This window comes from Paradevosia shaoguanensis (genome assembly GCF_016801025.1).
Lineage (GTDB): Bacteria > Pseudomonadota > Alphaproteobacteria > Rhizobiales > Devosiaceae > Paradevosia > Paradevosia shaoguanensis.
The window spans coordinates 1,107,397-1,119,144 of the sequence record NZ_CP068983.1 but is presented as its reverse complement, the minus strand read 5'-3'; the positions used below and the strand labels follow the sequence as shown (position 1 = coordinate 1,119,144).

The 11,748-nt window shown below is 65.2% G+C and carries 11 protein-coding genes; 1 reads left to right on the top strand and 10 read right to left on the bottom strand.

Translation table 11 applies throughout. The features are described from left to right. Positions 1-268: 268 nt before the first annotated feature. From JNE37_RS05130 to JNE37_RS05085, 10 genes are all read right to left on the bottom strand, one after another. On the bottom strand, positions 269-1,186 hold the full coding sequence (locus tag JNE37_RS05130) for an NAD-dependent epimerase/dehydratase family protein (protein WP_035090536.1): 918 nt from the start codon (positions 1,184-1,186) through the stop codon (positions 269-271). Continuing rightward, positions 1,183-2,469, bottom strand: a complete 1,287-nt coding sequence (locus tag JNE37_RS05125) for an MFS transporter (protein ID WP_203065537.1) — start codon at positions 2,467-2,469, stop codon at positions 1,183-1,185. Before JNE37_RS05125 ends, JNE37_RS05130 begins: the two co-directional genes overlap by 4 nt. 75 nt (positions 2,470-2,544) lie before the next feature. Beyond that, positions 2,545-3,591, bottom strand: coding sequence for an extracellular solute-binding protein (locus tag JNE37_RS05120; protein WP_203065536.1), 1,047 nt, complete (start codon positions 3,589-3,591; stop codon positions 2,545-2,547). 18 nt (positions 3,592-3,609) lie between these two features. Further along, the gene (locus JNE37_RS05115) at positions 3,610-4,665 is read right to left on the bottom strand and encodes an extracellular solute-binding protein (RefSeq protein WP_203065535.1); all 1,056 of its coding nucleotides are present in this window, start codon (positions 4,663-4,665) and stop codon (positions 3,610-3,612) included. A 72-nt stretch (positions 4,666-4,737) separates the two neighbouring features. After that, positions 4,738-5,790 (bottom strand): ABC transporter ATP-binding protein, encoded by a 1,053-nt coding sequence (locus JNE37_RS05110; RefSeq protein WP_203065534.1) that lies wholly within the window; start codon positions 5,788-5,790, stop codon positions 4,738-4,740. A gap of 24 nt (positions 5,791-5,814) precedes the next feature. Beyond that, the gene (locus JNE37_RS05105; protein ID WP_203065533.1) at positions 5,815-6,627 is read right to left on the bottom strand and encodes an ABC transporter permease; all 813 of its coding nucleotides are present in this window, start codon (positions 6,625-6,627) and stop codon (positions 5,815-5,817) included. Beyond that, positions 6,624-7,511 carry an ABC transporter permease gene (locus JNE37_RS05100; RefSeq protein ID WP_203065532.1) on the bottom strand — a complete coding sequence of 296 codons (888 nt, stop codon included), beginning with the start codon at positions 7,509-7,511 and terminating at the stop codon, positions 6,624-6,626. The genes JNE37_RS05105 and JNE37_RS05100 overlap by 4 nt, the downstream gene beginning before the upstream one ends. Before the next feature lie 24 nt (positions 7,512-7,535). Next, a complete protein-coding gene (locus JNE37_RS05095; protein WP_203065531.1) occupies positions 7,536-8,384 on the bottom strand; it encodes an NAD-dependent epimerase/dehydratase family protein in 849 nt (282 codons plus the stop codon). Between the two features lie 23 nt (positions 8,385-8,407). After that, positions 8,408-9,601 (bottom strand): dihydroorotate dehydrogenase, encoded by a 1,194-nt coding sequence (locus JNE37_RS05090; protein WP_203065530.1) that lies wholly within the window; start codon positions 9,599-9,601, stop codon positions 8,408-8,410. Between the two features lie 15 nt (positions 9,602-9,616). After that, positions 9,617-10,816 carry a pyridoxal phosphate-dependent aminotransferase gene (locus tag JNE37_RS05085; protein WP_203065529.1) on the bottom strand — a complete coding sequence of 400 codons (1,200 nt, stop codon included), beginning with the start codon at positions 10,814-10,816 and terminating at the stop codon, positions 9,617-9,619. A gap of 260 nt (positions 10,817-11,076) precedes the next feature. On the opposite strand from JNE37_RS05085, the gene JNE37_RS05080 reads away from it, so the two are divergent. Then, positions 11,077-11,745, top strand: coding sequence for a GntR family transcriptional regulator (locus tag JNE37_RS05080; RefSeq protein ID WP_052152517.1), 669 nt, complete (start codon positions 11,077-11,079; stop codon positions 11,743-11,745). Positions 11,746-11,748 lie beyond the last annotated feature (3 nt).

Below are 11,748 nucleotides of genomic sequence, written 5' to 3'. Positions count from 1 at the left end.
CCCCATCCGAGAGATTCCAACGGAAGCGCTGTCCGTCTGCCGCGCCCACAACCACCTTACTTCCCCGGCCGCAGAGCCGGGGCCCACGGATACCTCCACTCGAGTGGAGGGGTGCAATGGGCCCCGGATCAAGTCCGGGGAAGTTCGGTGGGTGGGGCGGCCATCGCAACCTCATCTACCGGTGCAAGTGAGTACGGACCCTAGGCCTCGTGGGACGACAGTACGGAAAGCAAACGGCCGGCGGGGTTGCCGCCGGCCGCTCGTGGGCTCAGTCGAGTTCCATGACGTTGCGCCAGGAATATTTGGGCGCGTAGCCCAGCTCGCGGCGGGCCTTGTCGATGGAGAGGAGCGTGCCGTATTCGGCCAGCTCGTTGTTGACGGTGGCACCGGGGAAATACTGCTTCACCAGATCGCGGCTCGGCACGTTCATGAACGTGTCCTCGGCGGTGATGAAATATTCCTGCGCGCCCTTGATGTCGGCCTCGATGGCGAGGCGGCAGGCCTGGGCGGCGTCGCGCATGTCGACATAGTTCCAGAGGTGGTAGAAGCGGGCCTCCGGATGCGCCCAGCTATAGCGGAACTCCTCGTACATCTCCGGGTAGCACATGTTGCCGTAGCGCAGGGACACGAAGGTCGTGTCGGTGCCCCAGAGCTGGGTCTGCTTGGCGAGCCATTCGCACATGACCTTGGAGGTGTGATAGGTCGTCATCGGACGCGGATCGTCCTCCTCGACATAGGGCAGCTTGGTCGGCACGGCGCGCGCTTCGGGGCGCAGGACACCCGAGGCCCAGCCGGTCTCGGAAATGTCGCCCATGGGGCTGCCCATGATGCCGCACGAGGACGCCCAGATGACGCGGCGGACGCCCATCATCGAGGCGGCGCGGAAGATGTTGTAGGTCGAGATCATGTTGTTCTCGAACGTCGCCGAAGCCGGTCGCACGCCGGCCATGCGCGTGGCCGCCAGGTGCACGATGGTATCGAAGCCTTCGACCAGCTCGGTGACTTCGCCGAAATTGCAGAGATCGGCTACGATGTGGCGGCCGGGGCTGTTGGGATCGAGCTCACGGTCGGAGGTCGTGACCCAATAGCCGGCTTCGAGGAGTTCCTTGATGATCCCGGGCGCTGCAAAGCCGGCCGAGCCGGTGACCAATACGCGCCGGCCTGTGCCTGTCTTGAAATAGCTCATGTTGCATCCTGTGTGGTTGAAGGAAGGAGTGGGGTATTGCGGTGCCGGTCGACGAGCAGCGCGCCCGCGATGACGAGGCACCCGCCAATGGCGAGGAGGGCAGCAGGCGCGGCGGCGTCGCCGACGATGAAGCCGAGGCCCATGAGGTAGAGACCCGAAAGCACGGGCACGAATTCGGAAAGGCTGCGGGCGGTGCCGTAGCCGGTCGCCACGACCGAGGAGGAAAAGGCCTCGATCGAATAGGTATGCATGAACCCGGCCACCGAGAGGCTGACGATGGTGACGGCGATGAGCCCGGCAATGGCGAGGCCGATATGCTCGCCCGGCGGCAGGACGTTGAGGAATTGCAGGGTGGCGACGCTGAGGATGGTCGCCACGATCGCCCAGCCGATGAAGACTTTCGAGGCGCCCAGCCGCGAGCTGAGCAGCCCGGTGGTGAAATAGGCGAGGACCATGAGCGCATAGGCGACGAGTACCGCCCAGGTGATGGCCGTGGCGTCGTAGTGGCGCGCATGGATGAGATAGCCGGGCAGCGAGGCGACGGCGGTGCTCAGGACGATCTGGATGCCCGAGAGCAGCAGCAGCACGCGCAGGAACACGCCGCTGCGAGCCGGGCGTTCTGCGACTGGCGCCGTGGTGACCTTGGTCACTTCGCCGGCGCGGCCGGCCATGAGGGCCAGCACGAAGCTGCCGGCGGAAATGGCGGCGGCAGTCCAGAAGGCGACGCGCCAGCCCCAGAGGACATAGGGCGAATCCGGGCCGGCGGCAGGCGCGACGGCCAGGACCAGAAGCGTCAGCAGGCTCGCGCAGATATAGGAGGCGGGCGAGCCCGTGGGCAGCATGGCGCCGACCAGCCAGCGTTTCGCGGGCGGCGCGGCGCGCACGAGATTGGGGCCGAAGGCAACGGCCTGGCCGGCTAGGAAGATGCCGGTCAAGGCACGCAGGCCGATAAGGAGGCCGAGGCTCCAGTAGCCGACGGTCGCAAAACCCGGGAGGAGGCCGGTGGCGACGGTGAGGATGGCGTAGCCGCTGGCCGAGACGGAGGCCGCCGGCACGACGCCGCCGCGATCGACCATGCGCCCGAAAAGCAGCGCGCCGAGCGGGCGGCCGATACGGCTGGCATTGAAGACCGTCAGCAGGATCGCGCCGATGGTCAGCGGATCGGCATCGGCGGGCAGGAAATAGCCAAAGGCCGGCGCGAGCACGACCGAAGCCAGCGCCCCATCATAGGAAACGATGAAAAAGCCGAGCCACCCGGCCAGATAGGAGCGCGGTTGCAACATGGTCCGAACTGCTTGGAAATGGAGTGGCCCCCAGGCGAAAGAGAGTGCCGCCTGGAGGCTCTGACCCGGGGGAGGTCAGTTTATGTAGTTCTTCCAGAACTCATCGATTTTGGTCTTGGTGTCGCCGGCGGCCATGTACCACTCGGTGTTGACCGGCAGCGTCGGCACGCCGTGATCCTTGACCGGCGACCATTCCTTGATCTCTTCGGTCTGGAGGGCGAAGGCCGCCTTGTTGGCCGTATCGGTGCCTTCCGCCGACGCATAGGCGGCCACCGCTTCCGGATGGGTGTTGAGCCACTTGAGGAACTTCCAGGCGGTCTCGGTATTGGGGCCGTTGTTGTAGACCGCGGTCCACTGGCTATAGGTCACCGCGCCATCCCAGGAGACCTGGAGGTCGACGTTCACATTGCCCTCGCCCAGGATCTGCGGCGGGATGCCGTTCCAGAGGAGGCCCATCACCACCTCGCCGCTGCTCAGCAGCTGCCGTGCGGTGGTTGAGTTGTCGTAGAACTGGGCGATGGACGGGCGGATCTTGTTGAGCTCGGCAATGGCGCGGTCGACATCGAGCGGATAGATGGCGTCAGGCGCCACGCCCGAGGCATAGGCGGCAAAGGTCAGCGCTTCGAGCGGCTGGAAATTGGGCATGAAGCGCGTGCCCGGGAAGTTCTCGACATCCATCATCTCGGCAGCGGTCGTCGGGCACTTCTCTACGGCCTTCTTGTTGCAGATGATCATGAGCGCGCCGGTCTTGGAGGCGACGCCGTAATCGCTGATGAGCCCGTAATTGGCCGAGAGCTCCTGCTTGACGTCGTCGGGAACCTTCGCGAGGTAGCCCGCGGCGGCGAGGGTGGCGAAGTCGCTGGCGGCGAGGGACGTGGAGATATCCCACTGCACCTTGCCGGTCTGCTGCTGCGCCTGCATGCCGGCGACGATCTTGCCGGGCACGATGACCTGTTCGACCGTGATGCCGGTATCGGCCGTGAAGGCGTCGAACACATAGGTGCGCCAGTGCTCGGGGGTCTTGCCCCCATAGCTGGCGACGACGAGATTCTCGGCCAAGACCGGGGCGGCGGACAGCAGCAGCCCCAATACCGGCAGGATGGCTAGTTTATTCATCGACATGGCAATTTCCCCTCTGCCTTAGTTGATGTAGCTCTTCCAGAAAGCGTCGATGCGATCCTTGATCTCGCCCGCGCCCATGTACCATTCGGTGTCGACCTCGACGGTCGTCGCGCCATGATCGGATTCAGGCGACCACGCCTGGATTTCAGGAGATTGCAGCGCGAAGGCCGCCTTGTTGGCCGTGTCCGTTCCATCGGCATTGGCGAAGGCCGCCAGATTGTCCGGGTGGGCATCGAGCCACTTGATGAAGGTCCAGGCGGAATCCTGGTTGGGCGAGTTCTTGTAGACGACGGTGTACTGGTTGTAGGTCACCGCTCCGTCCCAGGAGACGGCGAGATCGACATTGACGTTACCCTCGCCCAGGATCTGCGGCGGGATGCCGTTCCAGAGCAGGCCCATCTGCACCTCGCCGCTGCTCAGGAGCTGCCGGGCGGTGGTTGAATTGTCGTAGAACTGCGCGATGGTCGGCCGCAGCTTTTCGAGCGCGGCAATGGCGCGGTCGAGATCGAGCGGGAAAACCTTGTCGGCCGGAACGCCCGAGGCATAGGCGCCGAAGGCCAGAGCTTCGAGGAACTGGAAGCTGGGCATGAAGCGCGTGCCCGGGAATTTGTCGACGTCGAGGAATTCGGCCGCTGTCGTCGGGCAGGCATCGACCGCCTTCTTGTTGCAGACGATCAGCAGCGCGCCGCGCTTGTTGGCGAAGCCGTTGGGCCGCACCACGGCATAATCCTTCTCGAGGATCGTACGGACGTCGGCGGGAAGATCGGCGAGATAGCCGCGGGCGCTCATGGTGGCGAAGTCGCTGGCCGAAATGGAAGTCGTCAGGTCCCACTGGACGTTGCCGGTCTCCTGCTGGGCCTGCATGCCGGCCAGCATCTTGCCGGGCACGATGACCTGCTCGACCTTGATGCCGGTGTCGGCGGTGAAAGCGTCAAAGATGTGCTCGCGCATGTGTTCGGGGGATTTGCCCCCGAAGGTGGCGACCACCAGTTGCTGGGCCTGGGCCGGCGCTGCGGCCCCCCACAGGCCGGCTAGCGCGGTGGCCGTGGCCATCATTAGCTTCAGAGTCTTCATTTCCCTACCCTTGGTGGCAGGCGCGCGCGGCTCGCCCTGCCTGTGCGTAGTCGAGGACAGCCGGGTCCGAAGTCAGGCGGCCACCAGCGCGGCGCGTTCGAGGCGCACGTCGAGCACCGTGTCGCTGCCGATCGAGAGCCCCTGCGCCAGGTGGGAATCCACCTCCGAGATGATGCGGGTGGACGAGGGGTCGTGCCGGCAGATGAGGCGCGTGGTGTCGCCCATATAGACGACGTCATCGATCCTGACCGGGACGCTGAGGCCCGACGCAGCCCCGTTCGCCGGCATGATGTCGCGCGCCCCGATCGCCAGCAGCACATCGCCATCGGGCGTGCCGGGGGCGGTCATGCGGGCGGTGGTGTCGAGCGCGGAGACTTCCAGAGCGCCGTCCCTGGCTTTGGCCTTGGCCGGAAAGAGCTGGTGGGCGCCGAAGAACGAGGCGACGAAGCGGTTGGCCGGGCGGGTATAGAGCGTGTGCGCCGTGTCGTAGGCGCGGACCTGCCCGGATTCGAGGATGGCGACGCGATCGGAAAGCGCGAAGGCTTCCTCGCGGTTATGGGTGACGTAGACGACGCTCGGGCGAGCCTCGCGGTGGATGCGGCGGATTTCCTGCTGCATCTGGTCGCGGATTTCGCGGTCGAGGGCGCCCAGCGGCTCGTCCATCAAGAGGAGCGAGGGCTGGAAGGCGAGAGCGCGGGCCAGCGCCACGCGCTGCTGCTGGCCGCCCGAGAGCTGGTCCGGGCGGCGCTTGGCGATCTGCGGCAGGCCGATCAGTTCGAGCATTTCCTCGACGCGCTGGCGGATGCGATCCGTGGTCCAGCGGCGGCGATGGAGGCCATAGGCGACGTTCTCGAAAATCGTCATGTGCGGGAAGAGCGCGTAGTTCTGGAACACCACGCCAATGCCGCGTTCGGCGGCGGAGACGCGGGAAATGTCGCGCCCGTCGAGCAGCATCGTGCCTTCGGTAAGCGGGGTGAAGCCGGCGATGAGGCTGAGCAGCGTGCTCTTGCCCGAGCCGCTGGGACCCAGCAGCGTGACGAATTCACCGGTATTGACGGTCAGCGTGCAGGATTGGACCGCAGCGACCTCGCCGTATTTCTTGGTGACACCGATAAGTTCAAGCATGGTCTTTGCCCTGGACGAAATGGGTTAGCGAGGCTGGGTTTTGCGGCGGACGACCTGGCCGATAACGACCAGCAGCATGACGAAGAGCATGAAGACGCCCGAGAGAGCCGCCACTTCCGGCTCGATGGCATAGGCAAGGGCATCGAAGATGGTCTTGGCGACCGTCGCCGTGCCGGGACCGGCGAGGAAAACGATGAACGTCGCGTCGTTGAACGCGTGGATGAAGGCGAAGAGCGTCGAGACCGCCATGGCCGGGATGAGCAGCCGGACGGTGACGTCGAGCAGTGCCTTTAGACGCGAGGCGCCCAGCGACATGGCCACCTGGTCGAGATTGTGCGGCAGGCGGCGGAGGGCCGCACGGACGATGAGGAACGAGGCCGGCGCAGCCACGATCGATTCCGTGAAGATGATGCCCCAGTAATTCCCGACGAGGCCGGCCTCGAGATAGATGATGTAGACGCCGACCGCATAGGCAGTGGTCGGGATCAGCATCGGGATGAGCGCGGTGAATTCGAGCGCGTCGCGATTGCGAATCTTGGCGCGTTCGAGGGCGATGGCGGCGGGCACGACCAGCAGCACGGTGAGCAGCGCCGCGGGAATGCAGATGAGGAACGAGACCCAGATCGCATCGAGCCAGCGCTTCTGCGTGAAGAGGTTCTCGTAGAGCCCCAGGCCCGGACGCACCGGCGGGAAGTTGATGAACACGTCTTCGTAGAACGAATAGAGCAGGACGATCAGCGCCGGGGCGATGCAGAAGATGATCGCCAGGATCTGGATGACGCGGAACGTGGCCTGGCCGACGGTGTCCCAGCGGTTCTTGGTGAGCTGTTCGGTCATCCCAGGGCCCTTTCGAAACGTTCGCGGCCGACCACGCGGATGGCGAGGGCAACGATGCCGAGCGCCACGACCATCATGATGACCGAGGTCGCAGAGGCGCCCGGGCGGTCAAAGCGCATCATCAGGTCGTCCTGGATGACCTTGGCGAGGAAGGTAGCGCGCGGCCCGCCCATGATGATGGGCGTCACGTAAAAGCCGAGCGAGAGCACGAAGACGAGGACGCCGGTGATGAAGAGGCCGGGGACCGAGAGCGGCAGCACGACCGTGCGCATCGTTGTCAGCCAGCCGGCGCCAAGGCTTTCGGCAGCCTGCAGGACGCGATTGGGAATGGTGCTGAAGGTGACGACCAGCGGAAAGACCGCGAAGGGCAGCAGCGTATAGACCATGGCGACGATGACGGCGCCGGGCGTATAGAGCAGGCCGATAGAGGGCAGGCCGACAGAATTGAGGAGGCTGTTGAGTACCCCGTTGCGGCCGAGGATCACGATCCAGACGTAGTTCTGCACCACCGCGCTCATTGCCATCGGCATGAGCAGGCCGACCCAGAGCGCCGAGCGCAGCAGGACGGACTTGGAGGTGCGCAGCGACCAGGCGATGACGAAGGCAAGGATGAGCGAAACGACCATCACGGCGGCGCTCACCCAGAGCGTGGTGCCGAGGGCGCGCAGCTTGACCGGATCGGTCATGGCGGACCAGTAGGCATCGAGATTGCCGGTGCCGAAGGATTCGATCACCAGCTTGACCATCGGATAGAAGACCAGGGCCAGGAAGCAGAGGCCGATCGGCGCTGACATCAGGGCGGCGAGCCACCCCGGCAGTTCCGGTCGCCAGGCCCGGGTCCTGGCGCCCCGCGCCTGCCGTTTGCCCGCGATACTTGCGTTCAACGTACTCTCCGTCATCGTCTGGCCTCAGACGTGATGGCGCCACGAGTGCTGCGGCTCGTAGCCGAGCTTCTCGCGAGCGCTTTGAATGGAATAAAGCGTGCCGAATTCGGGAAGGTCGTTGGCCAGCCGCGCATTGGGGAACATCTGCGCGACGAGGTCGCGGCTAGGAACGTTCATGATGGTATCGGCGGCGGTGACGTTGAAGACCTCGCCATTGGCGGCATCGGATTCGAGCGCCAGCCGGGTGGCGGCGAAAACGTCGCGGCCATCGACATAATTCCAGAGATTGGCGGCTCGGGCCGCCGGGTTTTCCCAGATGCGCGCGATCTGCGCGTAATCTTCGGCCTCATGGGTATAGCCGTAGCGCAGGCCGACCAGCTGCGTGCCGTTCCAGGCGCGCTGGTTGCGCACGACCTGCTCGATGGCGAGCTTGGAAAGGCCATAGGTATCGGGCAGGCGGTATTGCTCGGCTTCGCGGATCGGGAGATCGGCGGGGTGGAAATCGGGTGTCCACCAGGCGCCGGCCGTATGGGTCGAGGAGGCATAGACGACCTTGCCCACGCCGAGCATCGCGGCGGCGTGGATGACGTTGAAGCTCGAAACCACGTTGGAATTGAAGGTCTCGGCGTCGGTATGGACGCCGGACTTGTGGACGGCGGCGAGATGGAGGACCGCGTCGCTGCCGTTGATGACCTCGACGGCCTGCCCGAAATCGCGCAGGTCCGTGATGGTGTGCTGGCAGGGCGCTTCCGGCCAGGCGGTGAGCGCGGTGGTGCGCACGTCATAACCCGCTTCGAGAAGCCGGCGCGCCAGGTTGCTGCCGATGATGCCGGGGGCGCCGGTGACCAGTAGACGTTTCTTGCTGCTTTGCATTTCTCTCCCCTCCTGATCGACCGTCAGCGGGCCGGAACCATGGCCACGGCGTCGGGCGCATGGAACGCCGGCAGCGCGCAGCCGACGCATTTGTGGGCTTCGAAGGAGACCTGCGCGCCCTCGCGGCTGATGCATTTGCAGGCGATGGCGCTCTTCTCGTAGACCTCGCCGGAGACTTCGGCCCAGCGCGCCGGGTCGGTGATCGAGGGCACCTGCGGCACATAGGCGGCGCTGTTGCGCTCGCGGAAGCGGGCGAGGGCGGTGCCGCGGATCTGGTTGATGTCGGCATGGTTGTGGCGATCGAGATATTGCTCGATCTGGTTGAGCCAGCGGCCGATGACATCGGGGCCATCGAAATAGAGGGCCGAGACCACCTGCACCGAATAGGCGCCGAGCAGGATGCGCTCGATGACGTGCTGCCAGGTCATCACGCCGCTGCCGCTGATATAGGGCGTCTTGGTCGCCTTGCCGATGAGCGCGGTATACTTGCGGCCGAGGCCGCTGAGCTCCGGCCCAAGGAGCGGGCCGGTTTCGAGATCGTCGAACCCGGCAAAGCAGCCGGCCCCGCCATTCTCGACATCGAGGCCGCCAATGGCGCCCAGCATGTTGACGCCGCTGATGGCATCGGCACCCGCCGCCTCGCAGGCCATGGCCACGCCCACGATATCGGGCGCACGCAGCGTCATCTTGGCGATGACGGGGATCGAGACGGCTGTCTTGACGGCCTTGGTCACGCGCGCGCTGGCGGCGGGTTCCTGACCGATGGAGAAGTCGTCGAAAAGCGAGAGGTTCTTGGGAACGTCGAGCACCAGCCCGTCATCGGGATGGCAGTTGAGATCGAGTTCGATGGCGTGGGCGCCTGCCGCTTCGAGGCGCTGGCAGGTTTCGCCCCAGACCTGGGCATTGTCCGAGCGGCCGATGACATTGACGATCAACGGCACGTCGGTGCTCTGGCGCAGGCGCTTGAGCAAGGCTTCGGCCTGGGGCAGGGAGACTCGGGGATCGGCCTTGCAGGTCCAGCCGGTGGCGTAACGCCCGGCCTTGAAGCCGGACTGGCCGGCGCGGATTTCCGGCGAGATCGTCTTGGTGACGATGCTGCCGGCGCCGGCGCGCACCAGCGTCTCGATGGATTCGGCATCGGCCGTGAGCGAGCACGAACCGACCATCAGCGGGTTCTTGAAGGTGAGACCGGCAAAGGTCGAGGAAAGACGGGTCATGGGCGTTCGTTTCAGCTAGGCGTTCAGGACTTTGGCGATGCGATCGAAGGCTTCCGAGAGCTGCGCGGCGTCGCGACAGATGCAGACGCGCAGGAAGCGCTTGGAGGCCTCGCCGAAGAGGTGCCCCGGAGCCAGGCCCACGCGGGCACTCTCCAGGATGTGCCGGCAGGCGGCCTTGGCGTCGTCCTCGCCCTTGAGCGCGAAGAAGACATACATGCCGCCCTTGGGCGGGGCGCCGAATTCGGTCTGCGGGAGCGGCGCGAGCTTCTCGTAGGCGAGGTCGCGGCCGACGCGGCAGCGTTCGCGGATCTCGCGCACCAGAGGCTCGCCCTGGGTGAGGGCGGCGGCGGCGCCGGCCTGGATGAACCCGGCCGTGCCGCTGTTCATGTATTGGGTCATGCCGCCCAGGGCGCCGGCGACGCTCGACGGATGGGTGAGCCAGCCGATGCGCCAGCCGGTCATCGCCCAGGCCTTCGAGAAGCTGTTGATGGCCAGCACGCGATCGCCATCCTCGGCGATCTGGAGCATGGAGGGCGCGACCTCGCCGTCGAAATAGAGGCGGGCATAGACTTCGTCCGAGAGAATCCAGATGCCGGTGCGGCGGCTGAATTCGAGGAGCGCCTTGTTCTCTTCCACGCTCGCCACCCAGCCGGCCGGGTTGGACGGCGTGGGCAGGAAAATGGCGCGGGTCCGGCTGGTGCAACTGGCCATCAACCGCTCGAGATCGAGCCGCCAGTCGCCATCGCGGAAATCGAGGCCGAAGGGCACCGGCACCCCGCCCACCAATTGAATGGCGCTGCGGATATTGGGCCATTGCGGCTCGATGAAGATGACTTCGTCGCCCTTGTCTACGATGAGCTCGAGCGCCAGCAGCACGGCGTGCATGCCGCTCGGCGTCACGGTCGAGCGCTGGACCGGGATGTCCACCCCGTGCAGGCGCGTCTGGTAATCGGAAAGCGCCGAGGTGAGGGCCGGCAGGCCCCGCATGTCGGGGACGTAGAACGTCATGCCCTGGTCGAGCGCGGCCTTGGCCGCGTCGCGGATGAATTGCGGCGTCACCAGGTCGCCTTCGCCGTACCAGAGCGGGATCACTCCCGAGAGCGAGGCCGCCTTGAGCGCCAGCTCTGCAATATTCTCGGTCGGCAAGTTCCGGATGTCGTCCCGAATCCCGGCGAGTGGATCGTGTCCACGGGCATTGGCCCACCCTTGATTCATCAGGAACCCCCTCAGGTCGCGATAAACTGTATTCTGTTAACGCACATATCCTGGGGGTGCACAAGCGCTATTTTATACGATTCTAAAGTTCCACCGCGGGTTGATAGCCGAGGCTTTGTGAAGATCACGAAGTTAATACATTGAGAAATAATGTGATTTTTGAAACACAAAACGCGCTGCTCAACCGAAAGTGAAAAAACCGATTGCGCACATAACAGTATACTGTATTCTGCATATGGTTTGTAGAGGGAGGGGCCGCCGTGGAGGCGAAGAAGGCGAACGAGAGTCTGAGCAGCCAGATACACTCCGAACTGCTCCAGAAGATTCAGCGCGGCGATATCGGGCCGGCCGACCGGCTGGTGGATATCGGCATCGCCAAGGAGATGGGCGTTTCCCGCATGCCGGTGCGCGAGGCGCTGCTGCGGCTGGCCAATGACGGCTATGTGGTCGGCACCACGCGCGGTTTCGTCCTGCCCACCCTCGACCGGCAGGACATTGCCGACATTTTCGAGATCCGCCGCCTCATCGAGCCGCGTGCCGCCGCCAACGCTGCCCGCGACATGAGCGAGGCCGACCACGAGCGGCTGCGCCAGGCGGTGGTCGATGCCGAAAGCGCTGTCGCGACGGGCGATGCCGATGGGCTGGCGCTCGCCAACGTGCAATTCCGACAGACCTGGATCGGAGCGCTGGCCAACAGGCGGCTCGCCGAAACGCTCTCACGCTTCTCCGACCAGGTGCAGGTCGTGCGGGCCGGTACCCTGTCCCATCCCGATACGCAGCAGGTCGTCATCCAGGGACTTTATCGCCTGCGCGACGCCTATCTCGCACGCGACGCCATGGCAGCGGGGGACGCCATGAGCGACTTCCTGGCCAGCGCCCAGAGCGCCTTCTTTGCCGATCTCGACCGGCAGCATGCCGACAACGAATAGGGT